The organism is Rhizobium aethiopicum (genome assembly GCF_014197535.1).
In the GTDB taxonomy this organism is placed as follows: Bacteria; Pseudomonadota; Alphaproteobacteria; order Rhizobiales; family Rhizobiaceae; genus Rhizobium; species Rhizobium aethiopicum_A.
In genome coordinates, this window is sequence record NZ_JACIFV010000023.1 from 15,989 (window position 1) to 42,084 (window position 26,096).

The window sequence follows — 26,096 nt, forward strand, 5'->3', positions numbered from 1 at the left end:
CCCTACATGGAGCTAACGCAACGGGTTAGCTTTAAGGGGCTTATATATGTTCGCTGCCGCCAAATCCACAGAGAATGCGCCGCGCCCCTCGATCGGTTTTCATGCGCTGACGCTCGCCACTTTCTTCGGCGCCTCCTCGGTGCCGACGCCGCTCTACCGGATCTATCAGGAGAACTTTTCCATCTCGCCGGTGCTGATCACCGTCATTTTCGCCGTCTACGCCTTCGCGCTCCTGGCGGCGCTGCTGACCGCCGGCTCGATCTCCGATCATCTTGGCCGCCGGCCGGTGATCTTTTCCGCCCTGCTGCTCGAAATCGCCGCCATGATCCTGTTCGTCGTCGCCAGCGGCCCCGGCTGGCTGATCGCGGCGCGGATCGTCCAGGGCATTGCCACCGGCATCGCCGGCGCCTCGCTCGGAGCAGCGCTCGTCGATGTCGACCGGGCGAAGGGCCAGATCGTCAATTCGATTGCGCCGCTTTGCGGCATGGCGGTGGGGGCGGTCGGCACCAGCGCCCTGATCCAGTATGGCCCCTTCCCGATGCATCTGGTCTACGCGCTGCTCTTCGTCGCCTTCGCGCTGCAGGCCGCCGCGACCTGGCTCATCCCCGAGACCGGCGGCACGCGGCCGGGTGCGCTCGGTTCTCTGATACCGCGGGTTTCCATTCCGCCGCAGGCGAAGCGGCCGCTCTCGCTGGTGACGCCGATCAATATCGCCAACTGGACGCTCGGCGGCTTCTACCTTTCGCTGGTCCCGTCCTTGGTCGCCAGCACGACCGGCAGCACCGCGCCGCTGACGGGCGGGGCGGTCGTCGCCGCACTGACGGCGAGCGGAGCGATCGCCGTCTATCTCAGGCGCGGCAAGACGGCCCAGGCCAATCTCGCCTTCGGCGTATCGGCGAAGACCCTCGGTATCCTGACGGTCGTTGCCGGCGTGCATCTCGCAAACGTGCCGCTGCTGCTGATCGGCACGATTTTTACCGGAGCCGGTTTCGGCACCAATTTCCTCGGCTCGCTCGGCACCATCATGCCGCTTGCCAAAGCGGACGAGCGGGCCGGACTGCTGTCGGCCTTTTACATCCAGAGCTACCTCGCCTTCAGCCTGCCGGCGATCCTTGCCGGCTTCCTGGCGAAATCCGCCGGATACCAGGTTACGACGGATATTTATGCGACGGCGATCCTGCTGTTGCTGGGCGTCGGGATCGTGGCCCTTCGCGCCGGCGGAGGAAAAACTGCGGAGAATGCCGCCTGATTCCGGAGGGAGTGTTCACGGCTGGAGATCCAGCAGTGCCCGGCCGCTGCCATCCATGGCGAAAGGCACCGAGGCGTGCTGGTGGGCGACCAGCCAGCGGCCATCCTGCTTGACGAGGCCGAGGGTCTGACGGAACCAGAGATCGACTTCGGTGCCATCGATCTTGGTCCCGGTCATCCGCATGAGGCCACTCCAGAAAGCGACACCCTCGCCGACCGTCAGTTTGGCATCGCGCACCTCGCCGCCGATCGGACCTTCCCAGGTGTCGAACCAAGCCTGCAGGCCTGCCTTGTCCTTGCCGTTGATGACCAGCGGCGGCGCCAGGGAAAATTCCACGGAATCTTCGGCCTCGTAGGAAAGCGCCTCCTCGGCGTTCTTTTCCCCCAGCGCCTTGGCCCGCATCATCAGCATGGCAATGACCGCCTCTTCCTCGTGCCTAGCATTTGCTTCGTCTTTCACGGCCGTTCTCCTTCTCCGTTATGGACAGAGGACGCGCGGCAGGAGGACGATCCGACAATGATGCATTTCAATCTTGGCAATTTCCGACGCAAGATCGCGGCGCGTTCTACGGAAATTGCTTCAGAGATAACTCGTCACCTCAGGCTCGTTCCACCAGGCATCGTGCCTGCCATCGGCGTAACGAACCGGCAGCGCCGCCAGTTCCTCGGGCGTAATATTATCGAGGCAGGCGATGTTGATCGAGACATAGGCGCCGCCGATCGCCTCGACGTAACCGTCGCCATAGGCCGGCACGCCGCAGGTGCGGCAGAAGCGGTGATGGCCGCTCATCGTGTTGAACTGGTAATCCGACGTCTCCGCCGGGTCAGACATTAGCCGGAAATCCTCCGGTTTGACGTTGGCGCCCCAATAGCGCCGTTTGGCGCAGATCGAACAATTGCAGCGGCCGGTGCCGGCTTCGAGATCCATATCCACCTCATAACGCACTTTGCCGCAATGGCAGCTTCCCCGATAGGTCTTCTTCATGGCGCGCTCCTCCTTCGGCGTTGCATCAGGCTCTTGGATATGACAATATGTTGTCACTATGGATGAGATACAAAATAGACAACATGTTGTCAAACAAAATCGACCCGAGCGAACAGTCGAAGGAGACGCCTTCTCCGCTTTCGCGATCACAGCTCTGCGTCTGGCCGGCCACCTGACGGCGGCCGGAGACCGGTTGGCGAAGCCTGCAGGACAAACCAGCGCACGCTGGCAGGTCCTCGCTGCGGCAAGGCGCGGCGACTTGTCGGTGGCGCAGATCGCCCGCGCGCTCGGCCTCGCCCGACAGGGCGTGCAGCGGATTGCCGATGTGCTGGAGGGTGAAGGGCTGATCGCCTATGCCGACAACCCGCAGCACCAGCGCGCCAAGCTGGTGCTGCTGACCGAGAAAGGGGCGGCGCGGCTCGGTACGATCGAGATGGCGCAGGCCGGATGGGCGAACGGGCTCGGCGCCGCGTTTAGCTCAGCCGAGCTTGATGCGGCGCGGACTGTCATGGCGCGGGTGATGGAAATGATGGAGGTCGACGAGATACCCGGCAATTGAGCAATTCGCCCTGTGATGATGCGCCCGCCGTCGACCGGAAACAAAAAAAGGCCGGGCTAACCCGACCTTCCCTGCCATCTCAACGAACCGTGCCAGTACATCCGTGGTCACGATCCGGAGATGAAATTCAAGCCTTTGAAGGCTCAGGCCGCCTGGAGGCGGTCTGCCGACATTTTGCCGGACTTGTTGTCGCGGACGAGATCGTAGGATAGCTTCTGGCCATCCTTGAGATCACGCATGCCGGCGCGCTCGACGGCCGAGATGTGGACGAAAACGTCGGCTGCGCCGTCATCCGGCTGAATGAAGCCGAAGCCCTTGGTTGCGTTGAACCACTTTACGGTACCAGTGCTCATGACGATATCCCTTTCGAATCGCTCATAGAAGATTGCAGCCCGGCGAAATACCGAGCGGCGATGAAAACCGATTTTGGAGGAAGGTCGCCAGGAACGACGCGAACGCCGTTTCAAAGTTCATCTAGCAAGATCGATGCAGCAATGTTTAATCGGGAATTGTGTCGACGGCAAGGCGTCAGCAAGGAAAAGTTGAATTCGACGGCTTGAGCGAAATTGGAAGATCCTTCAGCGTTGTGCCGTGCCACCCCCTCTGCCCTGCCCGGCAAAGGGGGTGGCACGGCACAACGGCAAAGATGGTCCCCCTAAAGCCAAGACCGCGAAAGCGGCTTACGCCGCCTTCCCCATCTTTGCATGGGGATCGAACCGCCCATAAAACGTCTCGTCCTTGGCGGCCATATCTTTCAGCAGCGGCGTCGACTTGAAGTGAGATCCGTAAGTCTCTGCTAACTTTTCGGCCAGTTCGACAAAAGCCTTGACGCCGATGCCGTCGATGTAGCTCAACGCCCCGCCAGTATATGGCGCGAAGCCGAAGCCGAGGATCGAGCCGACATCGGCTTCGCGCGGATCGGTGACGATGCCTTCCTCGACGGTGCGGGCGGCTTCGAGGGCGATGGTGACGAGGAAGCGTTGTTTGAGCACGTTGACGTCGACCTCGTCCGCCTTCTTCTGCGGGTAGAAGCTCTTCAGCTCCGGCCAGAGCGACTTCTTCGCCGGCTTCGGCGGATAGTCGTAGAAGCCCTTGGAATTCTTGCGGCCGAAGCGTCCCTCCTTTTCGACCATGCGGGAGATCAGGTCCATATGCCTGGGATCGATGGCCTTCTCGCCGAGATCGGCAACGGTCGCCCTGAGGATTTTCAGCGAGAGGTCGATCGCCACCTCGTCGTTCAAAGCCAGTGGTCCGACAGGCATGCCGGCCATCTTGGCGGCATTCTCGATCATGGCGGGCGGCACGCCCTCGATCAGCATGTCGTAGCTTTCCGACATGTAACGCAGCACGCAGCGATTGACGAAGAAACCGCGGGTGTCGTTGACGACGATCGGCGTCTTCTTGATCGCCGCGACATAATCGAGAGCGACGGCGAGCGCCTTGTCGCCGGTCTCAGCCCCGAGGATGACTTCGGTCAGCATCATCTTTTCGACAGGCGAGAAGAAGTGGATGCCGATGAAATCGGCCGGGCGTTTGGAATTCTTCGCAAGACCCGAGATCGGCAGCGTCGACGTGTTGGAGGCGAAGATCGCGCCTTCCGACAGCACGGCTTCGACCGCCTCGATAACAGCCTTCTTCACCTCGCGATCCTCGAACACGGCCTCGATCACGAGACCGGCATTGGCGAGTTCAGCATAATCGGCCGAAGGCGTGATGCGGGCGAGAAGGGCTGCCGCCTCTTCTTGCGTCAGCCGCCCCTTACCGACAGAATCCTTGACCAGGCCTTCGGAAACGGCCTTGCCCCTGGCGGCCGCTTCCATGTCGCGGTCGATCAGCGTCACCGGAATGCCGGCGGCGGCGGTGACATAGGCGATCGAGGCGCCCATGAAGCCGGCGCCGACGACGCCGACATGCTTGAGTTCCGTCTTCGGAATGCCGGCCGGGCGGCGGGCGCCCTTGCCGAGTTCCTGCATGGAGATGAACAGCGAACGGATCATCGAGAAGGCTTCGCGGGTCTGCAGCACCTCGGTGAAATAACGCTGCTCGATCTTCAGACCCGTGTCGAACGGCACCTGCAGGCCTTCATAGACGCATTTCAGGATGGCGAGGGCTGCCGGATAATTGCCGGATGTTTCCCTGCGCAGGATCGCCGGCGCGGCCGGCCAGAGCTGGGCTGAGGCCGGCGTCCAGATGCCGCCGCCCGGCAGCTTGAAGCCTTTCTCGTCCCAGGGGGCGACCGGCTTCAGGCCATCCTTGATCATCTGCTTGGCGGCCGGGATCAGCTGATCCGGCTCGACCACCTGATGGACGAGGTTCATCGCCTTGGCGCGCGAGCCGCTCAGCGACTGACCCGTCGTCATCATCTGCAGCGCGTCCTGGGCGTTGGCGAGCCGCGGCACGCGCTGGGTGCCGCCTGCGCCGGGGAAGATGCCGACCTTGACCTCAGGCAGCGCGATCTTGACGCTCTTGGCATTGGAAGCGACGCGGCCGTGGCAGGCGAGCGACAATTCGAAAGCGCCGCCCATGCAGGTGCCGTTGATCGCCGAAACCCAGGGCTTGCCAGAAGTTTCGAGCTTACGAAACAGGCCGCTCATCCGGCCGACGATACCGAAGAGCGTCTGCACCGCCTTTTCCGGGCTCTTGGCCTTTTCCTCCTGATAGGAGCTGAACATCGACTTGATCATTGAAAGATCGGCGCCACCGGAGAAGGAGGATTTGCCTGACGTGAAGACGACACCCTTGACGGCGGCGTCGGCAGTGGTGGCGTCGATGATGGCGTTCAGCTCTTCCATTACCTCTGATGTGAAGACATTCATCGATTTGCCGGGCATGTCCCAGGTGACGAGCGCGATGCCGTCGGCGTCGGTTTCGAGCGTGAAATTGGTGTAGCTGCTCATTGGGAATTCCTCTCCCTGAATTCTCTTGCGGTGAAGCCCCTCCCCTTGTGGAGAGGGCCCCGATCCCATCACACGCGTTCGATAACGGTTGCCGTGCCCATGCCGGCGCCGATGCAGAGTGTTACCAGCGCGGTGTTGAGGTCGCGGCGTTCCAGCTCGTCGAGCACAGTGCCGAGGATCATGGCGCCAGTGGCGCCGAGCGGGTGGCCCATGGCGATGGCGCCGCCATTGACGTTGATCCTATCGTGGTCGATGTCGAAGGCCTGCATGTAGCGCAGCACGACGGCGGCGAAGGCTTCGTTCAGCTCGAACAGGTCGATGTCCGACAGGCTCATGCCGGTCCGTTTCAACAGCTTCTCGGTGACGTCCACAGGCCCTGTCAGCATCAAAGCCGGATCGGAGCCGATATTGGCGAAAGCCTTGATCCGGGCGCGCGGCTTCAGCCCCATGCTTTGACCGCCTGCCTTGGACCCCAAGAGCACCGCAGCGGCGCCGTCGACGATACCCGAGGAATTCCCGGCGTGATGGACATAGTTGATGCGTTCGATCTCGGGATGAGCTTGGATACCGACGGCTTCGAAGCCGCCCATCTCGCCGGGCATCTGGAAGGACGGGTTGAGGGAGGCGAGCGCCTGCATATCGGTGCCGGGGCGCATATGCTCGTCCTTATCGAGGATCGTCAGGCCATTCTGATCCTTAACGGGGACGACCGATTTGTCGAACCAGCCCTGCTCCCAGGCGTTGGCGGCGCGTTTCTGGCTCTCGACGGCGTAAGCGTCGACATCGGTCCGGCTGAAGCCGTATTTGGTGGCGATGAGATCGGCCGAGACCCCCTGCGGCATGAAATAGGCTGGGAAATTCACCGACGGATCCATGAACCAGGCGCCGCCCGACATGCCGAGGCCGACGCGCGACATGCTTTCCACCCCGCCCGCGACAATGATGTCGTCGGCGCCCTGGGCGATCTTGCCGGCGGCGAAATTGACGGCATCGAGGCCGGAGGCGCAGAAGCGAGAGATCTGCATGCCGGGCGCACGGGTGGAATAACCGGCTTCGAAGGCGGCAGCCTTGGGAATGACGGCGCCGGCATCCATGACCGGGTCGACGCAGCCCATGATGATGTCGTCGACGGTCTCAGTGTCGAGCCCGTTGCGGTCGCGGATCGCTTCCAGCGTCTTCGCCGCAAGGCGGACGGAAGGCACCTCATGCAGGGCGCCGTCCTTCTTGCCGCGGCCGCGCGGCGTGCGGACGTGATCGTAAATGAAAACCTCGGTCATAGTCTCATCTCCCTGACGGCGCAGACGCGCCGGTGAATTTCAACTCCCCTTCTCCCCAGCGGGGAGAAGGTGGCCGAAGGTCGGATGAGGGGGCGGCTCGCTGCAACTCGGCCTTGCTTGCGCTCGGCCGTTCGCTCCTTCGTCGCTCACCCCCTCATCTGTCCTTCGGACATCTTCTCCCCGCTGGGCAGAAGGGGGAATTCGGCTCAAAACGCTTCCGCATCCAGTTCCATCATCGTGTCGGCGCCGGCTTCGATGCGGGCCCTGCGAAGGGCGGTTTCCGGCATAATCCGCTCCATGAAGAATTTCGCGGTGATCAGCTTGTTCTTCAGGTAATCCTCGCGACTCGCATCGCCTGACGCAAGGCCGTCCTCAGCGGCCTTTGCCATCTTCGCCCACATATAACCGAGAACGACGAGACCGAAGAGGTGCATGTAATCGGTCGAGCCGGCGCCGGCATTGTCGGGCTTGGCCATGGCGTTCTGCATGAACCACATGGTCGCGCCCTGGACGTCGTTCAAGCCTTTCTTCAGGTGCTTGGTGAAGAAGGAAAGCTTTTCGTCGCTGCGGTTCTCCTCGCAGAAATCGCCGATCTCCTTGAACAGCGCCATGGCGGCGCGGCCGCCGTTGAGCGCGAGCTTGCGGCCGACGAGATCGAGCGCCTGGATGCCGTTGGCGCCTTCATAGATCATGGCGATGCGGGCATCGCGCACATACTGGCTCATGCCGTGTTCTTCGATATAGCCGTGGCCGCCGAACACCTGCTGGGCCATGACGGCATGGTCGAAGCCCCTGTCGGTCATCACGCCCTTGAGGATGGGCGTGACGAGGCCGAGAATATCGTCAGCGGTCTGACGTTCCTTCTCGTCGGTGGCGCGGTGGGCGATATCGGATTTCAGCGCGGTCCAGAGCAAGAAGGCGCGGCCGGCCTCGTTGAAAGCGCGGATGGTCATCAGCGTCCGGCGGATGTCGGGATGGACGATGATCGGATCGGCCTTCTTATCAGGCGCCTTGACACCCGAAAGCGAGCGGCCCTGGATGCGGTCGCGGGCGTAGTTCGCCGCATTCTGATAGGCGATCTCCGAAATGGCGATACCCTGCAGGCCGACCATCAGGCGAGCTTCGTTCATCATCACGAACATGGCGTTGAGGCCGCGGTTTTCGGCGCCGATCAGGAAGCCGGTCGCCTCATCATAGTTCATGACACAGGTGGCGTTGCCGTGAATGCCCATCTTGTGCTCGATCGCGCCACAGGTGACGGCGTTGCGCGCGCCAAGGGCGCCGTCCTTGCCGACCAAGTATTTCGGGACGATGAAGAGCGAGATGCCTTTGGTGCCCTCGGGCGCACCTTCGATGCGGGCCAGCACCAGATGGACGATGTTGTCGGTCAGGTCGTGCTCGCCGGCGGAGATGAAGATCTTCTGGCCGGATATTTTATAGCTGCCGTCCGCCTGCGGCACCGCACGGGTGCGCAGCATGCCGAGATCGGTGCCGCAATGCGGCTCGGTCAAGTTCATCGTGCCGGACCAGGAGCCGTCGACCATCTTCGGCAGATAGGCTTCCTTCTGCTCCTGCGTGCCATGGACGAGGATCGCGGCGATCGCGCCCTGGGTCAGGCCGGGATACATCATCAGCGACATGTTGGCGGCGGAGGTATATTCGCCGACGGCGGCATGCAACGTATAAGGAAGCCCCTGCCCGCCGAACTCCTCCGGTACCGCAAGGCCGATCCAGCCGCCTTCGCGATAGGCGTTATAAGCTTCCTTGAAGCCCTTCGGCGTCGAAACACTGGCGTCGTCCTGACGTCTGCAGCCTTCCTGGTCGCCGGAATAATTGACCGGAAAAAGAACTTCTTCGGCCACCTTGGCCGCCTCGCCGAGGATCGCCTCGATCATATCGGGCGTCGCGTCGGCAAAGCCGGGAAGATTGTTGTAGCGTTCGAGGCCCAGCACGTCGTTCAAGACAAAAAGCGTGTCGTTCACCGGGGCCTTGTAGACTGGCATCTCTCAAATTCCTCCCATTCGGATAACCGGAACGCGCCGGCCTTGGTCATCGTCTTACAAAATATTGACGTTTGCGTAAACGTCAAATTCTGCAGCTGTGCTCTCTTTTTTTGAAAAATCCTGATCCTGCGAATCTGCGCGCAATGGAGGAGACGTCATCCCCCCTTCCTTGTCCATCAAGCAACGGCGTATAAGCGGAGGCGTCTTTCAATCCGGAAGTCGCAATGGGTCAGGGGGAACCGCGGGGATGATCAGTTTCGAGGGGATAAGGCAGCGTGCGGAAGAGCGGAAAGGCGGAGCAGCCGCGTTGCAGGCAATGCTGGAGAAGCACCAGCCGGATCACCAGCGGCTGCGCGCCATGTCCGACGATCGCATCCTCGCGGACATGACCCGGCGCGTCTTCTACAGCGGCTTCGTGCAGAAGGTGATCGATGCGAAGTGGCCGGGATTCGAGGCGGCATTTTCCGGCTTCGATCCGGCGGCGCTGAACATCGCGCCCGACGATTACTGGCATGAGCTGACATCGGACGAGCGGATCATCCGCAATGGCGCGAAGATCATGTCGGTTCGCGCCAATGCGGCCCTCGTCCGGGAACTGGCGAGGGAACATGGCAGCGTCGGCGCTTTCTTCGCCGACTGGCCGCGGGAGGACCAGATCGGCCTTCTCGAGCTGTTGAGCAAACGCGGCAGCCGGCTCGGCGGCATGACCGGGCAATATTTCCTGCGCGGCATCGGCCGCGACAGCTTCGTCGCCACGCTCGACGTGCTCGCCTGCCTGAGATCGGCCGGCGTGCCGCTCTCCTCCTCCGGCACGACGAAGAAGGATCAACAGCTGATCCAGCAGGCCTTCAACGACTGGGCCAGCGAAACCGGGCTTTCGTTCATCCACCTCTCGCGCATCAGCGCCTATTCGATCGACGCAGCGCGCTGAAATTCCGGCCGGATGATGGCTACCCGATCCGACGAATTTCACGGCAATTGCCGCCTGACACAGCCTTTCGACTGCAAACGTTAAAAAATTCTCATCGATCTTAACGGCTTGTTTACCACGTTTCGTGAAAGGTGCGGATTGAGCCGTAGTGATCCGCATTCCTTTTCCCCGTCTCGCGTTTCCCAAGGATGCCGCTACATCGTTCAGCGTGAGGAAAGTCTAATGGACTATCTTCTCATGGATGAGGCGCTCCGGTCCGCGTGAAGACGTGGGCAGCAGACGAAGAAGCCACGGATCGAGCTCTGACGAGAGGTCGAGCAGTCGAAGCGAGCAAGAAGATGAACGGATCGCGATCAAATCCTTCCCGACAGTCCGACAGGACCTCGCTCGATGCGCTGAACCGCACGATCGAAGGGCTGGAGGCGCGCATCGAAGGGCTGATGGGCAGCGGACGCGATCAGCGGACGCGCACGCCAACGGCCGAGCGCGATCCTTATGCGGCCTCCAATGCGCCGCGCCCCACACGAGCGCCGGTCGAGCCGCGGCCGGATCCGCTGGCGGAAATTCGCCAGCGCCAGCGCGCATTGGAAGCGGGCCGCGAACGCTCCTATGGGCGCGAGCAGGCCACCCAGCTGCGCGACCCCGCACCGCGCGTCGCCGCGCCACTGGCCGCCCCTGCCTTGCGCGCCGGCGACGACACGATGACCGAGATCGCCCAGGCGCTCGTCAACCTCAGGCAGGACTTGAAGCGCGATATTTCCGAGGGCGTGACCCGCGAGATGAGCGCACTGCGCGCCGAACTGCGCGAGATCAAGGCGACCGCCGGAGACAGCCGCTTCGCCGACGACATTCGCGCCGACATGAACCGCCTGGCCCAGAGCATCAGCCAGTTGACCGGCCGCTCGAGCGGCCCGGAGGCCGCCGGCCTGCGCGAGGATTTCGAGGAGCTGCGATCGCTGATGGACGGGCTGGCGCGCGAGGAATCGCTGCGCCATATGGAAAATCGCTGGGACGGCGTCGAGAGCCGGCTTGCCGCACTCGATACCGAGGGGCTGCAGGAAGAGCTCGTTTCGCTGGCCTACCGGCTCGACGATATCAAGCGCCATATCGGCGGCATGGGCGAAAGCCCGGCGGTCCGAGCGCTGGAAGACAAGCTCATCGCCATCGCCACGGCGATGGAGCAGTTCGGCAACATGATCCAGCCGCATGACCGGGTCATGTCCGAGCAGTTCGCGGCCATGGACACGCGGCTCGACGAGATCAGCCGGGCGATCGCGGCCAGCGGACGCGCGGCTGCCGGCAACGATCCGACGCTGTTGCAGCGGCTGGAAAGCCGCCTCTCGTCGCTCGCCGACCAGATCGACCTGATGAGCCATGACGCGGCCACCCGCGCAAACCCGGCCGACGAGCTGGCGATGCGGCTTGAGGCGCTGACGGAGCGCGTCGAGGAATTGACCAAGGCGGAAGCGACGTCCCGGCTCGACGAGCGGCTGGAACATCTCTCCTATCTGTTGGAGCGCACGCAGAAGGCGGCCGCGCAACCCGACCTCACCGGCCCGCTTTCCGACATCTCCCGCAAGATCGATGCGCTCGAGAATGGCGCGGTCAATGACGTGCTGGCGCAGCGACTCGATTATCTCGCCCGGCGGATCGACGAGATGGCCCATCAGCAGCCCGCACCTGCCGCGGCGATCGATGACAGGGCCTTCCAGCGTCTCGAAGGCCGGCTGAGCGACATTGCCGCCCGGTTGGAAGAAACAACAGCGGCGCCGCCGACCGATCCGCGGGCGCTGAAAAATCTCGAAGACCAGATCGCCAACCTTTCGGCGCTGATGAGCGAGCCGCGCGAAAGTGCCGCGATCCCGGCCGACCTCGACCGGCGCATGGCCGCGATCGAAGATTATATGGCGACGAGCGACGAATATATCATCGAGGCGGCGCGGCAGGCGGCGGAAGCCGTCGTCGAGGCCTATTCGCGCAATGGCGGCCTTCAGGGCGGCGTGCCTGCCGCCGACATGTCGGCATTGGCGGCGCTGGCCGAGGATCTGCGCCATCTCGAGGATATCAGTCGCGACAGCGAGGAGCGCACCCACAAGACCTTCAAGGCGCTGCACGAGACGCTGGTCCATATCGCCGACCGTCTCGACGGCATGGAAGAGCGCGGACGGCCGATCGCTCAGATGCCCGTGGCCGACGTCGATTTCGATGTCGACCCCTATGCGCTGATGGTGGCTGAAGCCGCCCGCACGCCGGACGCGGCCCCGGCGGCGAAAGCCTCTCCTGTCATCCGCACGGCAGAGGTCGCGGCGGAACCTGCCGCCCCAGTTCAGCCCCCCGCCATGAGCGCGACGAGCGCAATCGCCATCGAAGCCGCAACGAGGACGCCGGAGGGCCCGGCACCGGCGCCTGTAAAAACCAGCCTGCTCGCCAGCCTTGGCAAGCGGCTGCGGCCCGCTAAGAAAGCCGAGGCGCAGGCGAACGAACGACCGGTGATCGACCCGGCGCCGTCGATTGATCCCGCCGACGTGGTGCAGACGGATGCCGCGAACGAACTGCTCGAGCCGGGTTCGGGCGCGCCGGACGTCAAGAAGATTCTCGAGCGGGTGCGCGCCAGCCAGAGTGCTCAACGCGGCAAATCCGCCGTCGAGACCGATCGCGCCGATTACATCGCCGCTGCGCGCCGGGCGGCGCAGGCAGCCGCAATGGAAGTGGACGCCAATCCGAAGCAGGCGGCCAAGGCCGAAAAGGCCGGCAAGACCGATAAGGCAGGCAAGACCAGCGCCTTTTCGCGCTACCGCCGGCCGATCCTTCTCGCCGTCGGCGCCGTGCTGCTCGCCATCATGGCCTTTCCGCTGGCCCGGACGCTGACGAGCGGCGAACCGGCGCCGCAGCCGCCGGCAGAGGTCTCGGCACTGACGGGGGCGACGGAAAATCCGCAGCCGGTTCCGCGTGAGGCGACACTCGCCCAGCCGGACGCCGCCGCCGCCGATATGAACGCCGCTGCAACGGCGAGCGCGCCGGCCGCCGATCAGGCGCAACCAGAAACAGCTCCGCCTGCCGCCGGCGATCATCTGACCGATGCAACGCCGCTCGACGGCGAAGGCGCTGCAACCTTTGCTCCCGCCGGTTCGTCCGGCACAACGCAGGAAACGTCGAGCTTCACTGCGAACAGCCCGACCGCAGCAACACCCGCGCCGCAGGCAGCGATCACCATTCCCGACAGCGTGCAGCCGAAATCACTTGCCGATGCGGCACAGGGCGGCGACACCCTGGCGCTATTCGAGATCGGCGCGCGCTATTCGGACGGCCGCAACGGCATGAGCGTCGATCAGAAACAGGCCGCAGGCTGGTACCAGCTTTCGGCCGACAAGGGTTTTGCGCCGGCGCAATACCGGCTCGGCAGCATGTATGAGAAGGGCAACGGCGTCGAACGCGACATCGCCAAGGCGAAGGGCTTCTACGAGCAGGCGGCGAACCAGGGCAATGCCAGCGCCATGCACAATCTCGCCGTCCTCTACGCCTCCGGCGCGCTCGGCCAGCAGGATTATGCGACGGCGGCCTCGTGGTTCACCAAAGCCGCCAATCTCGGGATCACCGACAGCCAGTTCAACCTGGCGATCCTCTGCGCGAGGGGCAACGGCGTTCCGGCGGATCTCGAAGAATCCTATAAGTGGTTCGCGATCGCCGCCAAGGCCGGCGACAAGGATGCAGCACAGAAGCGCGACGAAGTGGCCAATGCCATGAAGCCCGACCAGCTCGAACGGGCGCGCGCGAAGGCCGATCTCTGGAAGCCGGAACCGCTCGACCATCGCGCCAACGGCATCGACATCCCCGACGAATGGGCCGGCACGGGCATGAAAACGGCAACCGTCGACATGAAGAAGGCGATCCGCAACATCCAGGCGATCCTCAACAATAACGGCTTCGACGCCGGCGTGCCGGACGGCGAAATGGGGGCAAAGACTGTCGCCGCGATCAAGAGCTTCCAGAAGTCGATTGGCCAGGAGCCGGACGGCAAGGTGAGCGACGCGACCGTGAAGGCGCTGCTCGAACGCAACAAGCAAGTCGCCAAGGCGATCTGAGGCGCGTCGACGGAGGTTGAGCCGCCGGTGAAGACCCCTCCCCAGGGGAGGGTCTTCGCCGGCTTCGCGGCGCTTTGCCGCAGGCTTTTCCGAATTTTTCCAACCCTCGTCACAAAACCTGAAAAAAGCCCGATTATGCCGGACATATCGATCCGCGCATCGCCGAATCTCCTGCCATCGATCTCCATCAATCAGGGCCGATCGAAAGCCTCTGGCAACGATTTCACAGTATGGTGTGCATTCGAACGGGGACGTGACAGGAACCGCCCGGCAAGAGCGGTCATCATTCGGGGTCAGTTGTGACAATCTATCTGCCCATCGCAGAATTGTCGGTGAACATCTTCATCATTCTCGGCATGGGGGCGGCCGTCGGATTCCTGTCCGGAATGTTCGGCGTCGGCGGCGGTTTTCTCATCACCCCGCTGTTGATCTTCTACAATATTCCACCTGTCGTCGCCGTCGCCACCGGCGCCAACCAGGTCGTGGCGTCGTCGATCTCAGGTGCGATCACCCATTTTCGGCGCGGCACGCTCGACGTCAAACTCGGCACGGTGCTTCTGGTCGGTGGTCTTTCAGGCGCGACCGTCGGCATCTGGATCTTCTCGCTGCTGCGCGCCATCGGCCAGCTCGATCTGATCATCTCGCTGATGTATGTCGTCTTCCTCGGCACGGTTGGCGGGCTGATGCTGCTCGAAAGCATCAATGCCATGCGGCGGGCCGCACGCAACGAGCCACCCGTACCGCGCAAACCCGGCCACCAGCACTGGGTGCACAAGCTGCCGCTCAAGGTACGCTTCAAGAAATCGAAGATTTTCCTCAGCGTCATTCCGATCGTTGCGCTCGGCTTTGCGATCGGCATCCTGACCTCGATCATGGGTGTCGGCGGCGGCTTCATCATGGTGCCGGCAATGATCTACCTCCTGCGCATTCCGACCAATGTCGTGGTCGGCACCTCGCTCTATCAGATCATCTTCGTGACCGCCTATACGACGATCGTGCAGGCGGCGACGAACTTCTCCGTCGACATCGTGCTTGCCTTCATTCTGATGGTGGCGGGTGTCGTCGGGGCGCAATACGGCGTGCGCGTCGGCCAGAAGCTTCGCGGCGAGCAGCTGCGCGCTCTGCTCGGCCTGCTGGTTCTGGCGGTCGGCCTGCGTCTGGCGATCGCGCTGGTCGTAACCCCTGCCGACGTCTACTCGGTGGTGATGGGGACCGGCAACTGATGCGCCTGCTTGCCTCAATCCTCCTGTTCCTGTGTCTGCTGCCGGCGGTTGCCGGGGCGCAGTGGCTGCCGGGGCAGGCAACGGAAGCGGTGCGCGAGGGGCTGGAGATCGGCACCTCGACCAGCGAAATCGCCATCACTTCGGATTTCCATGGCGCCGATCTGACGATCTTCGGGGCACTCTCGAACACCGACCAGTTGCTGCTCGCCATTGGCCAGTATGACGTGGTGGTTGTGCTGGAAGGCCCGCGCGAGGACGCGACGGTGCGCAAGAAGGAACGCGTCTTCGGCATCTGGGTCAACAGGCGCTCGATGACTTTCGAGGCGGTGCCGCACTCCTATTCGATGTCGAGCTCGCGCATGATCGACGATCTGACGACGCCGCTGGAACTGACCGATCAGGGGATCGGCATCGATCACATTCCGCTGACGCCGGTCGGCTTCGTCGGCGACGGCAGCAATCTCGGCGAGTTCCGTCAGGCTTTCCTGCGGCTGCAGCAGGGCGGCGCGCTTTATGACCGCAACCCGAGCGGCGTGCGGTTCGTTTCATCGAACCTCTTCAAGGCGAGCCTGCGCCTGCCGGCAAATATTCCGAACGGGGTGCATACGGTGCGCGCCTATCTCTTCAAGAGCGGTAATCTCATCACCGATAAATCGCTGCCGCTGCGCGTCATCAAGACGGGCATCGAACAGACGATTACCGATGCGGCCCATGATCAGCCGATCCTCTACGGCTTTGCGGCCGTGGCGCTCGCCGTCGTCACCGGTTGGGGTGCCAGCCTGATCTTCCGCAAGGAATGATCCGGCTCCCGACGGCAAGATCGTCGCGGCCGTATCTTATGTCTTCAGGAAGGCGAGCCGCTCATCGACGCGGGCGGGGGCGATTTCCAGGATATCGGCGCTGACGACGCCTTCTGCCACAAAGGGATCTTCCTGAATTCGGGTTTCGAGGTCAGCGCGCGACGTGTTGTGAGCGACGACCGCTCCACAGGTGTCAAGGCCCGAAGTTGTTCTAATGTCGGCCGTCGTCGCAACCGCTTGCATATTGCTATTGGTTGATCTATTATGAACCGGTTGCTTATTGAAAGCGGTTTCGCCGCGGAGGAGGATGAAAATGCGGAAGCTTGTCGTCTGGAACCTAATGACGCTCGATGGCTATTTCGAAGGAAGGAAGCCGTGGGAGATCGACTTCCACAATCTCGCCTGGGGACCGGAGCTCAAGCGGTATGCCGAGCAGTTCGGCGAGGAAGGTGATCTTCTGGTCTTCGGCCGCAAGACCTATGAAGGCATGGCCGCCTACTGGCCGACCGCCGAGGACGAAGACAAGATCAAATCCTATATGAACGGCATTGCCAAGATTGCCGTCTCCCGAACGATGACCGATCCCGGCTGGAACAATGCCCGTATCGTCAGCGATCCGATCCCCGAATTGACGAGGCTGAAGCAGGAAGACGGCAAGACGATTTTCATCTTCGGCAGCGCCGCACTTGCCGACAGCCTGCTGAAGGCCGGTCTCATCGATGAGATCAGGGTCTGCGTGGTGCCGGTCATTCTCGGCGGCGGCAATCCGCTCTTCAAGCCGGCCGAGGCCCAGGTGCCGTTGAAACTCCTTGAATCCTCGACCACGCAAAGTGGCGCGGTGATCCTGCGCTACGAGCCGGTCAAGGCGTAGCGGGCTGCAGATCATGTCTGTCTAGTTCCTGAAGAAAACCCCTCCCCAACCCCTCCCCAAGGGGGAGGGGCTTGAATGCTGCGCCGATCTTATCCCTTTCACCGTCTCATCCGCGGATGCGTTGATGTTTGTCGTGGGCGGTGCCTGCATAGCCCCTCCCCTTTGTGGGGAGGGGTTGGGGAGGGGTCTTCCCCGTGGCTCAACCCGGTCGGTCGCGATAGCCTGCCCCCTCAAAAAAGCTCGTATTCGACTAAAAACCGGTTTTTAACATTTACGAGTTAGTAATCTCTCGGAAACGAGAGGTTCTGTTATGCGTACTCGTATCGTTCTGACCGCCGTGGGTCTCGCGCTGCTTGCCGGCTGCGCGACGGCGCCGAAGCAGACGAGGAACATCTGCGCCGTCTTCGACCAGCGCGAAGGGCTCTTCTCCAGCTGGCAGATGGCGGCCGAGCGGACGGAGAAGAAATACGGCGTGCCCGTGCCGATCCTGATGGCGACGATGTACACCGAATCCGGTTTCCAGCCCTATGCGCGGCCACCGCGCACCAAGCTCTTCGGTTTCATTCCCTGGACCCGGCCGTCGACCGCCTACGGCTATTCGCAAGCGCTCGACGGGACATGGGATCACTATCAGTCGCAGACGGGAAACTGGGCGGCGCGGCGGACGAATTTTACCGACGCGATCGATTTTATCGGCTGGTATCATTACCAGAACAGCGTGGACACCGGCATTCCGCTCAACGATGCCTATAACCTCTATCTTGCCTATTATTCCGGGCCGACGGGATATAAGCGCGGCGACTGGCGCTCGAACGGGCAATTGCAGCAGACGGCGCAGAAGTTCGCACGGATGGCCGGGACGTATCAGCAACAGTTGCAGGGGTGTGATTGAGTTCAAAGGCGTGCCGTGTGGCACCCCATCGACAGGCGCTATCCCCGCAAATTCCCGTAGCGGACCGAATAGATCCTGTCTCGTCCCAAGAGGTGCGCGATCAGCGAAGCTTTGTCGAACAGGCCCTTCATCGCCTGATGGCCGAGATCGAGACCACCGCTCATCACGCCGAAGGCCGGCATCAGGAGGCGAGCGCCGTCGGTGGCGAAACAGGGGCGGCGGATCGATCTTTCGCGTCGGCGCACGGTCGCCGAAGGATGCAGATGGCCGGCGATCTCGCCGCTCTGTAAACCATTTCTCGGCTCGTGGCGGAAGGTCAGGCCGGCATAGTGCACCTCGTCGACGGAGGCGCCCGGGAGATCGACGACGCCATCGGGATCGTGATTCCCATTGACCCAGATCCATTCGCGGCCGCGCGCCATGCCGACGATCAAAGCGCGGAAATTTTCCGGCAGATGCTTCGAGCCGATGCGGTCGTGAAAATTGTCGCCGAGCGAGACGACGAACTTCGGGTCATAACGGGAGACGACGGCGGAAAGCACGGTCAGCGTCGCCAGCGTATCATAGGGCGGCAGCATCATGCCGCGGCGGGCGAAGGCGGCACCCTTTTCCAGATGCAGGTCGGAGACGACGAGCAGGCCAGCATCCGGCAGATAGAGGGCGCCGAGCGGATCGCAGACGGCGGCAATACCGTTCACCGATGTCTCGATACTTGGTATCGCGGCCAGTCCGGAAATGTCGCGCGCCAGCGCCAGGCGGTTCATCACAGTCGTGTTTTTCCTAGTCATTATGCCAGAGCTTCGGCGATCAGATCGTCCGCCGCCTCGGCCAATAGCGCATCATGGGCCTCGCCCGGCACCGCCTCCCGTCCGATCTCCAGCATCACCGGCACGGCGAGCGGGGAGATATGATCGAGCGGGCGATGGGTGATGTGGCCCCTGATTCGCATCAGCATATCGCCAAGCCGGCTGATATCCAAAAGTCCGGTCGCCGCATCCTGGCGCGTTGCCTGCAGCAGGATGTGATCCGGCTCGTGGCTGCGCAGCACATCATAGATCAGATCGGCGGAGACGGTGATCTGGCGGCCGCTCTTTTCCTTGCCCGGATGGCGGCGTTCGATCAAGCCCGCAATCACGGCGCAATTGCGGAAGGTGCGCTTCAGCAGGAAGGATTCGGCGAGCCAGGCTTCGAGATCGTCGCCGAGCATATCTTCGTCGAAGAGGTCGGAGAGGCTGAGCCGGCCATTGGCGATCATCAGCCCCATGTCCTCCAGGCCCCAGACGGCCAGCGAATAATCGGTGGCGACGAAGCCGAGCGGCTTGGCGCCGGCCCGCTCCAGCCGGCGGGTGAGCAGCATGCCGAGCGTCTGGTGGGCGAGACGGCCTTCGAAGGGATAGGCGACCATGTAACCGCGGCTGCCGCGCGGGAAGGTTTCGATCAGGAACTCGTCGCGCTTCGGCAGCATCGACTTGTCAGTCTGCAGCGATAGCCAGTCGCGCACCTGATCCGGCAGGTGGCGCCAGCGATCGGGATCGGCAATCATCGCCCGCACCTGCTCGGCGAGATAGGTCGATAGCGGAAACTTGCCGCCATTATAGGCGGGGATCTTCGGATCGAGGGAAAAAGCCTGCGAGGCCAGGCATTCGTTTTCGCGGATGCCCTCGAAGCGCAGCACCTTGCCGGAGAAGACGAAGGTGTCGCCGGGCGACAATTGCTCGAGGAAATATTCTTCGACCTTCCCCAGCGTGGCGCCACCGCGGCCGATCCTGCCGCCCTCGCCGCGCTTGACCATGCGGATGTTCAGCATCGGGCTTTCGACGATGGTGCCGAGATTGAGGCGGTATTGCTGGGCGACCGCCGGATTGGAGACGCGCCAGCGGCCCTCCTTCGTCTTGCGGATGCGGGCGTAACGCTCATAGGTTCGGAGAGCATAACCGCCGGTCGCGACGAAATCGACGACGCGCTCGAAAGTCTCCCAGCTGAGATCGGCATAGGGCGAGGCGCTGATGATTTCGTCATAGAGTTCCAGCATGTCGAAAGGTTCGGCGCAGGCCATGCCGAGCACGTGCTGGGCGAGCACGTCGAGCGCGCCGCGGCCGACGGGCGGCGTGTCCTGGGCGCCGATATAATTGGCATCCAAGGCTGCCTGGCACTCCATGACCTCGAAACGATTGGCCGGCACCAGGATCGCCTTCGAAGGTTCGTCCATGCGGTGGTTGGCGCGGCCGATCCGCTGGGCAAGCCGCGAGGCGCCCTTCGGCGCGCCGACATGGATGACGAGATCGACATCGCCCCAGTCGATGCCGAGATCGAGCGTTGAGGTGGCGACCACGGCACGCAGCCGGTTTTCGGCCATCGCCGCCTCGACCTTGCGGCGTTGCGCCACATCAAGCGAGCCATGGTGGAGCGCGATCGGCAGGTTGTCGTCATTGATCGTCCAGAGTTCCTGGAACAGCATCTCCGCCTGGCTGCGGGTGTTGACGAACAGCAGCGTCGTCTGGTGTTCGAGGAGCTGCTTGTAGACATCGGGAATGGCATAGCGGGCGGCATGACCGGCCCACGGAATGTGCTCTTCGGTCGACAGGATCGAGATATCGGGTTTGGCACCGCCTTCGACGACGACGAGACCGGCGTGATGTTCCCTCTCCTCCTCCTGGGCGACGAGCCATTTCTGCAGGTCCATCGGCTCGGCGACGGTCGCCGAAAGCCCGATGGTCTTCAGTTCGGGGGCGAGGCGGCGGAGGCGGGCAAGACCAAGCGACAGCATATGGCCGCGCTTGGAGGTGACGAGCGAGTGAAGCTCGTCGAGCACGACATATTTCAGGTCCTTGAAGAAGCGCTCCGCCTCGCGGTTCGCCAGCAGCAGGGCGACCTGCTCCGGCGTCGTCAGCAAAATATCCGGCGGATTGAGCTTCTGGCGCTGGCGCTTGGCAATCGGCGTATCGCCGGTGCGGTTTTCGATCGTGACGGGCAGGTCCATCTCCCGGACGGGCTTCATCAGGTTGCGCTCGATATCGATCGCCAGCGCCTTCAGTGGCGAGACATAGAGCGTGTGGATGCCGGTGAAGGCCGAGCCGGGCGGAATGCGGCCGCGGCGGGTGAGATCGGTGAGCGAGGGCAGGAAGCCTGCCAGCGTCTTGCCGGCGCCGGTCGGCGCGATCAGCAGCGTGCTGTGGCCGGCCTCGGCGCGGGCGAGCAGCTCCAGCTGATGGGCGCGCGGGCGCCAGCCCTTTTCCGCAAACCAGCGGGAAAAGGCAGCAGGCAGCAAGGCGTCGGAATCGATCTGGTCCACGCCCTGAAAGTAGTGAAAAGCGGGCGAAAAAGAAGAGCTGGGTCGCCGCTTACATCGCGATATAGCGGTCCTTGCGGTGATTGATGGCGAGTGTCAGGTTGAGCACGACGGCGCCAAGCACCGAGCAGGCGATGATGAAGGGGCTGGCGACAAAGAAGGAGAGCGCCAGCACGATGCCGTCGAAGCCGAGCTGGACGAGGCCGGCGCGCCAGCCGAGACGATCCTGGATATAGAGGGCGAGAATGCCGATGCCGCCGAGGCTGGCGCGATGGCGGAAGAGCGCCAGCATGCCGGCGGCGATGACGAGACCGCCGAAGAGCGCGCCGGCAACGGGATGGACATGCGTCACGCCGATGAAGCCAGGCGCGAACTCGGACAGGACCGAGGTCAGCCCGATGGCGACGAAGGTCTTGATGGTGAAGGCCGGACCAAGACGACGGAAGGCGAGATAGTAAAAGGGCAGGTTTACCGCAAAGAAGCAGAGACCGAAACTTATCCCCGTGGCGTAATGGGCGAGGAATGCAAGCCCCGCGGTGCCGCCGGCCAGCAGCCCGGCGCCGGAAAGAAGGGAGACGCCGAGCACGGCGAGCATGCTGCCGGCGATGATGCCCTGCGCGTCGTCGAACAGCGAATGTCGATCGGCGCTGGAATTCAGAAGGCCTGCGAAGGCGTTGGATGCCATGATGTTCCCCTGTCGGCTTTGCCGTTTTCTATCCGGCGCAGGGATAAAGACAAGTGCCCAGCGAGACGCTGTTGACAGCGCGCATAATCGTGGATATCTTTTATCCACGAATTGAGGAGACGGCGTCGATGAAAATGAGCGATGGAGTCGAGCAGGCCATTCACAGCGTCGCCATGCTCTCCGGCCTCTCCGAAGGCGGCGTGCTTTCGGCCGCGGCGCTGGCGGAATTCCACGGCGTGTCGACGAGCTATCTGCTCAAGCATCTGCAGGCACTGTCGGGCGCCGGCATCCTCGATACGGTGACGGGGCCGAAGGGCGGCTATCGGCTGGCGAAGGCGCCGGCGGAGATTTCGCTGCTCGACATATTGCTTGCGGTCGAAGGGCCGGCGCCAGCCTTCCGCTGCGCCGAAATCCGCCAGCGCGGACCGAAGCCGGTCTCCGACCGCTTCTTTTCCAAGCCCTGCAACATCAGCGCGGCGATGCTCCGAGCCGAGCGGGTCTACCGGGCCGAACTCGCCAAGACGAGCATTGCCGATCTCGGCGTCGAACTCGCTGCCCTCGACGACGGATCGATCGCAGCCCGGGGCTGCGCCTTCCTTGAAATCCATGAACGCAAAACGGCTCGTTGAGCCACAACACAGGAGAAAGACATGCAACCGCGTTTCAACTTCGCCAAAGCCGCTCCGGATGCCTACAAAGCCGTCGTCGCGCTCGAACAATATGTCCAGTCTTCCGGGCTGGAGCGCCGCTTCATCCATTTGATCAAGCTGCGCGCCTCGCAGATCAACGGCTGCGCCTACTGCGTCGATATGCATGTGAAGGAAGCCCGCCATGACGGGCTCAGCGAACAATGGATCAACCTGATGTGCGTCTGGCGGGAATCGCCGGTCTATGACGCGCGCGAAAGGGCCCTGCTCGGCTGGGTCGACGCGGTGACCAATATCGCCAAGACAGGCGCGCCGGACGCAGATTACGAGGCGCTGAAGGCGCATTTCTCCGAGAAGGAGATGACCGAGATCACGGTGGCGATTGGTGCGATCAACATCTGGAACCGCCTTGCCGTCGGCTTCCGCTCGCAGCATCCGATCGATCAGGTGACGAAGGCCGCGTAATCGATATTGACGGAACCGACCCGAAGATTTCGGGTCGGTCGAATATCAGGTCAATCGTGATCCGCAGCGGCCCGGGCGGCAACGGCTTCAGAGCCATTGTCCGAGAGGTCGATGCTGTTGAATATGTCGCGGACGACCTTGGTAATTTCCTCAGCGGAAGCGCCCTTGGCGTATTCTTCCTGCATGCGGCGTCTTACGAGTTTTTCCAAATCTGACATGGTTCACCTCATCAAATCCGGCGCGACAGGAGTGTCGCGCCGGGGCTGATCTGAGGCAAGTTACGATTTGTTTAGAGTGGGTTACCGATTTGTAAGGTTTGAGCTTGGCCGGCGCGCCAAGAAAAAAGTCCCCTTCCCAACCCCTCCCCACAAGGGGGAGGGGCTTACCGTGCGGCCTTCGCAACATTCATCCTCCATCGAAGAGTGTGTAGACGGCTCGTTGGTTTGCAAGACGATGCCCCAGCTTAGCCCCTCCCCCTTGTGGGGAGGGGTTGGGGAGGCGACTTTTCTTTGGGATGAGGCAGCCACCCCTACAACGCAATATAGCGGTCGGCGCGGTGATTGATGGCGACGAAGAGATTGAGGACGATGGCGCCGAGGACTGAATAGAAGACGACGGGCGGCGTGGTGACGAAAAAGGCGGCGGCGAGGACGCACATGTCGATGGCGAGCTGGACGAGGCCGGCGCGGATGCCGAAACGTTCCTGCAGATAGATGCCGAGAATGCCGACGCCGCCGAGGCTGGCGCGGTGGCGATAGAGCGCCAGCAGCCCGAAGCCGAGCAGCAGGCCGCCGAGGAGTGCGGCCCAGGCCGGGTGGATGCTCGAAATCGAAAAGAAGCGTGACTGCACGTCTGATAGCACCGAGGTCAGGCCGATGGCGATGAAGGTCTTGAGGGTGAACACCATGCCGAGGCGCTTCCAGGAGAGATAGAAGAACGGCAGGTTGAGCAGGAAGAAGGCGATGCCGAAATTCACGCCGAAGGAATAGTGCAGGAGGAAGGCGACGCCGGCGGTGCTGCCGGTGAGAAGGCCGGCACTGGCGAGCACATAAAGGCCGAGGGCGGCGATTAGGCTGCCGGAGAAGATACCCTGCACATCTTCAATCGGCGTATGACGCGTCGCGCTGCTGTTCCAGACGCCAAGGGCATTGATTCGCTGTGTCATATCCCAGTCTCCACGGCAGACGAGTTCGCGAACGCCTCGGAGGAACTCCTGACGGCGGTGACGTTTTTCCAGTGTGAAATGAACCGGCGGGCCCGGCCTGTATCGCCGCGCTCTTGGCGGATATCACCGCAATATCAGCCTTCTGCCATTGCGATCAAGCGATATAGGTAAGCCATGCTGACCTTTTAAAAAATAGCAAGAAATATTCGCTCACGCGGCCTTGCGCGTAAGGAACAGAATGCCGGAAACCGGTTTTCCGCCATCTTTGCGAATGACCGTCCTGACGATCTTGAGGATTTCGAAGCCGTGGCGGGAAAGCAGCTGCCTCACATAGGCTTCCGAATGGGCATAACGCAGCGACGGGGCGAGATGGAAGCCGTCGCCGTCGCCCGCATCCTCGACGGAAAAGGCGAAGTCCGCACCGACGGCGGCAAGTTCGCCGACGATCGCAAAGACGCTCTCGAGGTTGCCGAGATACATCAGCACGTCGGCGGCGGTCACGAGGTCGGCCCGCCGGCGCCCGGCATCATCGAACAGGCCGGAGCGATCGGACGCAAGCGACAGATCGGCCTGAGCGAGGTGATCATAGACCTGTTTCTCCGCGGCCTTGGCCAGCATGTTCTGCGATAGGTCGAAGCCTTCGAGGCGGTCGGCGCAAGCGCCGATCTCGGGGCCGAGCAGGCCGGTGCCGCAGCCGAGATCGACGGCGCATGCGTAATGCCTGCCGGTGGAGGCGACGAGGGAGGCAAGCTTCTGCGGCACGCTGTAATCGAGTTTTTCGACGAGCGACGTTTCGAAACGGTCGGCATAATCGTCGAACAGGCGCTCGACATAGCGGCTCGGCGGCCGGTCGGGGATGGCAGCGTCGCCGAGAAGGGCAAGCTTGAGGGTGGCGCCGAATATATCCTCGGGATCGAGGGCGAGCGTCCGGCGATAGGCCTCGATCGCGGCTTCCCCCCTGCCCGCTTTTTCGCGATAGGTGGCGAGGCGATACCAGCCGGCGGCCCAGGCGGGCACGAGCTCCAGCGCCTGCTCCATCAGCTCGGCCGCTGCCTCCGCCTCGCCGCCTTCTTCGAGCATCCTGGCATAATCGGCGCGGCGGTCGGCGATGACATCGCCTGAGGAAAGCTGGTGGGACTGCATGACGGACCTATCGTTTCGCTGGCATTTGGCGGCGGCCACAAAAAAACTCAAGTCCTATTTCAGAGGCGAAGCGGCCAATTCCGGAAAGGGCTTGCAGGCGGCGCACCGCGACCTTATTCCATGGGCAAACAGGAGATGGCGCATGTCCGATCAGGTGAACAGGTTCCTCGGCGATTCGCTCGGCCGCACATTGATTAAACTCATCGTGGTGTCGCTGATCGTCGGATTCGTCATGACCGTGTTCGGCCTGACGCCGTGGAACATCATCTATGGGTTCCGCGACTTCATCCTGGACCTATGGCACCGGGGCTTTGCCGCGCTCGGGCGCGTCGGCGACTATCTCCTGCTCGGGGCGACGATCGTCATCCCGCTCTTCCTCATCCTTCGCGTTTTCAGCTATCGCCGGTAACATGACATCGATCGATCTTTCCAGGCGCAGCCTGCTCACTCTCTCCGGACTTGCACTCGCCGCCGGCATCGCCGGCTGCACCACGACCCCGCGAATTGCCGGCACGCCCTCGAACGGCGAGGACGAGACGGCGAGCGTCCTGCCGCTCGTCAACCAGTTGAGGGCGAAGAACGGCCTGCCGCCGCTTGAGGTCGATCCGGCGGCGCAGACGGCCGCCCTTTTCCAGGCCAAGCGCATGGCGAGCGCCGGCAAGATGGCGCACCTCATGGGCATGACCGACAGTTTCGGGACCCGCGTCAAGGCGAGCGGCGTGCGGCTGCCGGCGGCCGAAAACATTGCTTCCGGCCAGCAGAGCGTCGACGCCGTGGTGACGGCCTGGATCAATTCGCAGCATCATCTGGAAAACATGCTCGGGCGTTATGACGGCCTCGGCGTCGCCGTCGCCCATAATACGTCTTCCAGGAACCTGCCTTACTGGGCCATGGTGCTTTCCAGCCGAGGCGATTTCGCCTCGATATGAGGCAG

General features: G+C 62.8%; 25 protein-coding genes. 12 read left to right on the forward strand and 13 right to left on the reverse strand.

Going from position 1 to position 26,096, the window contains the following annotated elements:
• Nucleotides 1-46: 46 nt before the first annotated feature.
• On the forward strand, nt 47-1,249 hold the full coding sequence (locus tag GGD53_RS24325) for an MFS transporter (protein ID WP_184459323.1): 1,203 nt from the start codon (nt 47-49) through the stop codon (nt 1,247-1,249).
• 15 nt (nt 1,250-1,264) lie between these two features.
• Here the strand turns inward: GGD53_RS24325 and GGD53_RS24330 are convergent, their stop codons facing one another.
• Complete coding sequence (locus GGD53_RS24330; RefSeq protein WP_184459324.1) at nt 1,265-1,708, reverse strand: nuclear transport factor 2 family protein; 444 nt, start codon at nt 1,706-1,708, stop codon at nt 1,265-1,267.
• Nucleotides 1,709-1,828: 120 nt separating this feature from the next.
• The gene (locus GGD53_RS24335; RefSeq protein WP_184459325.1) at nt 1,829-2,233 is read right to left on the reverse strand and encodes a GFA family protein; all 405 of its coding nucleotides are present in this window, start codon (nt 2,231-2,233) and stop codon (nt 1,829-1,831) included.
• Nucleotides 2,234-2,291: 58 nt separating this feature from the next.
• Here GGD53_RS24335 and GGD53_RS24340 point away from each other — a divergent pair, with 58 nt between their 5' ends.
• On the forward strand, nt 2,292-2,792 hold the full coding sequence (locus GGD53_RS24340) for a MarR family winged helix-turn-helix transcriptional regulator (protein WP_184459326.1): 501 nt from the start codon (nt 2,292-2,294) through the stop codon (nt 2,790-2,792).
• A gap of 143 nt (nt 2,793-2,935) precedes the next feature.
• Here GGD53_RS24340 and GGD53_RS24345 read toward each other — a convergent pair whose 3' ends face one another.
• The 4 genes from GGD53_RS24345 to GGD53_RS24360 all read right to left on the reverse strand — a co-directional run bounded on the left by GGD53_RS24345 (nt 2,936) and on the right by GGD53_RS24360 (nt 8,969).
• Nucleotides 2,936-3,145, reverse strand: coding sequence for a cold-shock protein (locus GGD53_RS24345; protein ID WP_088390723.1), 210 nt, complete (start codon nt 3,143-3,145; stop codon nt 2,936-2,938).
• A 327-nt stretch (nt 3,146-3,472) separates the two neighbouring features.
• Nucleotides 3,473-5,689 (reverse strand): 3-hydroxyacyl-CoA dehydrogenase NAD-binding domain-containing protein, encoded by a 2,217-nt coding sequence (locus GGD53_RS24350; protein ID WP_184459327.1) that lies wholly within the window; start codon nt 5,687-5,689, stop codon nt 3,473-3,475.
• A gap of 68 nt (nt 5,690-5,757) precedes the next feature.
• Nucleotides 5,758-6,966: an acetyl-CoA C-acetyltransferase gene (locus tag GGD53_RS24355; protein WP_184459328.1), complete on the reverse strand. Its 1,209-nt coding sequence runs from the start codon at nt 6,964-6,966 to the stop codon at nt 5,758-5,760.
• A 206-nt stretch (nt 6,967-7,172) separates the two neighbouring features.
• The gene (locus GGD53_RS24360; protein ID WP_184459329.1) at nt 7,173-8,969 is read right to left on the reverse strand and encodes an acyl-CoA dehydrogenase C-terminal domain-containing protein; all 1,797 of its coding nucleotides are present in this window, start codon (nt 8,967-8,969) and stop codon (nt 7,173-7,175) included.
• 247 nt (nt 8,970-9,216) lie between these two features.
• Between GGD53_RS24360 and GGD53_RS24365 the strand changes: the two genes are divergently transcribed.
• The 4 genes from GGD53_RS24365 to GGD53_RS24380 all read left to right on the forward strand — a co-directional run bounded on the left by GGD53_RS24365 (nt 9,217) and on the right by GGD53_RS24380 (nt 16,005).
• Complete coding sequence (locus tag GGD53_RS24365) at nt 9,217-9,900, forward strand: DNA-3-methyladenine glycosylase I (protein WP_184459330.1); 684 nt, start codon at nt 9,217-9,219, stop codon at nt 9,898-9,900.
• Nucleotides 9,901-10,238: 338 nt separating this feature from the next.
• Nucleotides 10,239-13,982 (forward strand): peptidoglycan-binding protein, encoded by a 3,744-nt coding sequence (locus GGD53_RS24370; protein WP_184459331.1) that lies wholly within the window; start codon nt 10,239-10,241, stop codon nt 13,980-13,982.
• A gap of 299 nt (nt 13,983-14,281) precedes the next feature.
• Nucleotides 14,282-15,205, forward strand: coding sequence for a sulfite exporter TauE/SafE family protein (locus GGD53_RS24375; RefSeq protein ID WP_184459332.1), 924 nt, complete (start codon nt 14,282-14,284; stop codon nt 15,203-15,205).
• Nucleotides 15,205-16,005: a TIGR02186 family protein gene (locus tag GGD53_RS24380; protein WP_085858019.1), complete on the forward strand. Its 801-nt coding sequence runs from the start codon at nt 15,205-15,207 to the stop codon at nt 16,003-16,005. Before GGD53_RS24375 ends, GGD53_RS24380 begins: the two co-directional genes overlap by 1 nt.
• Before the next feature lie 36 nt (nt 16,006-16,041).
• On the opposite strand, the gene GGD53_RS24385 is transcribed toward GGD53_RS24380, so the two are convergent.
• Entirely contained in the window at nt 16,042-16,248 is a 207-nt protein-coding gene (locus GGD53_RS24385) for a hypothetical protein (protein ID WP_432443163.1), read from the reverse strand.
• A gap of 70 nt (nt 16,249-16,318) precedes the next feature.
• Between GGD53_RS24385 and GGD53_RS24390 the strand changes: the two genes are divergently transcribed.
• Together GGD53_RS24390 and GGD53_RS24395 are read left to right on the forward strand one after the other, a co-directional pair.
• Nucleotides 16,319-16,876 (forward strand): dihydrofolate reductase family protein, encoded by a 558-nt coding sequence (locus GGD53_RS24390; RefSeq protein WP_184459333.1) that lies wholly within the window; start codon nt 16,319-16,321, stop codon nt 16,874-16,876.
• Nucleotides 16,877-17,186: 310 nt separating this feature from the next.
• On the forward strand, nt 17,187-17,768 hold the full coding sequence (locus GGD53_RS24395; protein WP_184459334.1) for a transglycosylase SLT domain-containing protein: 582 nt from the start codon (nt 17,187-17,189) through the stop codon (nt 17,766-17,768).
• A 38-nt stretch (nt 17,769-17,806) separates the two neighbouring features.
• On the opposite strand, the gene pdeM is transcribed toward GGD53_RS24395, so the two are convergent.
• Genes pdeM through GGD53_RS24410 form a run of 3 tightly spaced genes read right to left on the reverse strand, consistent with a single transcriptional unit; the run spans nt 17,807 to nt 21,742 of the window.
• Nucleotides 17,807-18,532, reverse strand: coding sequence for a ligase-associated DNA damage response endonuclease PdeM (gene pdeM, locus GGD53_RS24400; RefSeq protein WP_184459397.1), 726 nt, complete (start codon nt 18,530-18,532; stop codon nt 17,807-17,809).
• 23 nt (nt 18,533-18,555) lie between these two features.
• The gene (locus tag GGD53_RS24405) at nt 18,556-21,060 is read right to left on the reverse strand and encodes a ligase-associated DNA damage response DEXH box helicase (protein ID WP_184459335.1); all 2,505 of its coding nucleotides are present in this window, start codon (nt 21,058-21,060) and stop codon (nt 18,556-18,558) included.
• 49 nt (nt 21,061-21,109) lie between these two features.
• Nucleotides 21,110-21,742 (reverse strand): YitT family protein, encoded by a 633-nt coding sequence (locus GGD53_RS24410; RefSeq protein WP_184459336.1) that lies wholly within the window; start codon nt 21,740-21,742, stop codon nt 21,110-21,112.
• Nucleotides 21,743-21,870: 128 nt separating this feature from the next.
• On the opposite strand from GGD53_RS24410, the gene GGD53_RS24415 reads away from it, so the two are divergent.
• Both GGD53_RS24415 and GGD53_RS24420 read left to right on the forward strand, forming a co-directional pair.
• Nucleotides 21,871-22,371, forward strand: coding sequence for an RrF2 family transcriptional regulator (locus GGD53_RS24415; RefSeq protein ID WP_184459337.1), 501 nt, complete (start codon nt 21,871-21,873; stop codon nt 22,369-22,371).
• A 21-nt stretch (nt 22,372-22,392) separates the two neighbouring features.
• Nucleotides 22,393-22,854, forward strand: a complete 462-nt coding sequence (locus GGD53_RS24420) for a carboxymuconolactone decarboxylase family protein (RefSeq protein ID WP_184459338.1) — start codon at nt 22,393-22,395, stop codon at nt 22,852-22,854.
• Between the two features lie 50 nt (nt 22,855-22,904).
• On the opposite strand, the gene GGD53_RS24425 is transcribed toward GGD53_RS24420, so the two are convergent.
• From GGD53_RS24425 to GGD53_RS24435, 3 genes are all read right to left on the reverse strand, one after another.
• Nucleotides 22,905-23,072 carry a hypothetical protein gene (locus tag GGD53_RS24425; protein WP_184459404.1) on the reverse strand — a complete coding sequence of 56 codons (168 nt, stop codon included), beginning with the start codon at nt 23,070-23,072 and terminating at the stop codon, nt 22,905-22,907.
• 311 nt (nt 23,073-23,383) lie between these two features.
• Entirely contained in the window at nt 23,384-24,019 is a 636-nt protein-coding gene (locus GGD53_RS24430) for a YitT family protein (RefSeq protein ID WP_184459339.1), read from the reverse strand.
• A gap of 210 nt (nt 24,020-24,229) precedes the next feature.
• The gene (locus GGD53_RS24435) at nt 24,230-25,162 is read right to left on the reverse strand and encodes a class I SAM-dependent DNA methyltransferase (protein WP_184459340.1); all 933 of its coding nucleotides are present in this window, start codon (nt 25,160-25,162) and stop codon (nt 24,230-24,232) included.
• Between the two features lie 142 nt (nt 25,163-25,304).
• Between GGD53_RS24435 and GGD53_RS24440 the strand changes: the two genes are divergently transcribed.
• Together GGD53_RS24440 and GGD53_RS24445 are read left to right on the forward strand one after the other, a co-directional pair.
• The gene (locus GGD53_RS24440; protein WP_184459341.1) at nt 25,305-25,571 is read left to right on the forward strand and encodes a DUF6460 domain-containing protein; all 267 of its coding nucleotides are present in this window, start codon (nt 25,305-25,307) and stop codon (nt 25,569-25,571) included.
• A 1-nt stretch (nt 25,572) separates the two neighbouring features.
• Nucleotides 25,573-26,091, forward strand: a complete 519-nt coding sequence (locus tag GGD53_RS24445) for a CAP domain-containing protein (RefSeq protein ID WP_184459342.1) — start codon at nt 25,573-25,575, stop codon at nt 26,089-26,091.
• The last annotated feature ends 5 nt before the right edge of the window (nt 26,092-26,096 follow it).

Coding starts and splice junctions, on each gene's coding strand:
- GGD53_RS24380 (WP_085858019.1), top strand. CDS start 15,205: ATGCGCCTGCTTGCCTCAATCCTCCTGTTCCTGTGTCTGCTGCCGGCG.
- GGD53_RS24395 (WP_184459334.1), top strand. CDS start 17,187: ATGCGTACTCGTATCGTTCTGACCGCCGTGGGTCTCGCGCTGCTTGCC.
- GGD53_RS24335 (WP_184459325.1), bottom strand. CDS start 2,233: ATGAAGAAGACCTATCGGGGAAGCTGCCATTGCGGCAAAGTGCGTTAT.
- GGD53_RS24410 (WP_184459336.1), bottom strand. CDS start 21,742: ATGGCATCCAACGCCTTCGCAGGCCTTCTGAATTCCAGCGCCGATCGA.
- GGD53_RS24355 (WP_184459328.1), bottom strand. CDS start 6,966: ATGACCGAGGTTTTCATTTACGATCACGTCCGCACGCCGCGCGGCCGC.
- GGD53_RS24340 (WP_184459326.1), top strand. CDS start 2,292: ATGGATGAGATACAAAATAGACAACATGTTGTCAAACAAAATCGACCC.
- GGD53_RS24430 (WP_184459339.1), bottom strand. CDS start 24,019: ATGACACAGCGAATCAATGCCCTTGGCGTCTGGAACAGCAGCGCGACG.
- GGD53_RS24445 (WP_184459342.1), top strand. CDS start 25,573: ATGACATCGATCGATCTTTCCAGGCGCAGCCTGCTCACTCTCTCCGGA.
- GGD53_RS24360 (WP_184459329.1), bottom strand. CDS start 8,969: ATGCCAGTCTACAAGGCCCCGGTGAACGACACGCTTTTTGTCTTGAAC.
- GGD53_RS24440 (WP_184459341.1), top strand. CDS start 25,305: ATGTCCGATCAGGTGAACAGGTTCCTCGGCGATTCGCTCGGCCGCACA.
- GGD53_RS24415 (WP_184459337.1), top strand. CDS start 21,871: ATGAAAATGAGCGATGGAGTCGAGCAGGCCATTCACAGCGTCGCCATG.
- GGD53_RS24365 (WP_184459330.1), top strand. CDS start 9,217: ATGATCAGTTTCGAGGGGATAAGGCAGCGTGCGGAAGAGCGGAAAGGC.
- pdeM (WP_184459397.1), bottom strand. CDS start 18,532: ATGAACCGCCTGGCGCTGGCGCGCGACATTTCCGGACTGGCCGCGATA.
- GGD53_RS24435 (WP_184459340.1), bottom strand. CDS start 25,162: ATGCAGTCCCACCAGCTTTCCTCAGGCGATGTCATCGCCGACCGCCGC.
- GGD53_RS24350 (WP_184459327.1), bottom strand. CDS start 5,689: ATGAGCAGCTACACCAATTTCACGCTCGAAACCGACGCCGACGGCATC.
- GGD53_RS24390 (WP_184459333.1), top strand. CDS start 16,319: ATGCGGAAGCTTGTCGTCTGGAACCTAATGACGCTCGATGGCTATTTC.
- GGD53_RS24370 (WP_184459331.1), top strand. CDS start 10,239: ATGAACGGATCGCGATCAAATCCTTCCCGACAGTCCGACAGGACCTCG.
- GGD53_RS24425 (WP_184459404.1), bottom strand. CDS start 23,072: ATGTCAGATTTGGAAAAACTCGTAAGACGCCGCATGCAGGAAGAATAC.
- GGD53_RS24345 (WP_088390723.1), bottom strand. CDS start 3,145: ATGAGCACTGGTACCGTAAAGTGGTTCAACGCAACCAAGGGCTTCGGC.
- GGD53_RS24325 (WP_184459323.1), top strand. CDS start 47: ATGTTCGCTGCCGCCAAATCCACAGAGAATGCGCCGCGCCCCTCGATC.
- GGD53_RS24420 (WP_184459338.1), top strand. CDS start 22,393: ATGCAACCGCGTTTCAACTTCGCCAAAGCCGCTCCGGATGCCTACAAA.
- GGD53_RS24385 (WP_432443163.1), bottom strand. CDS start 16,248: ATGCAAGCGGTTGCGACGACGGCCGACATTAGAACAACTTCGGGCCTT.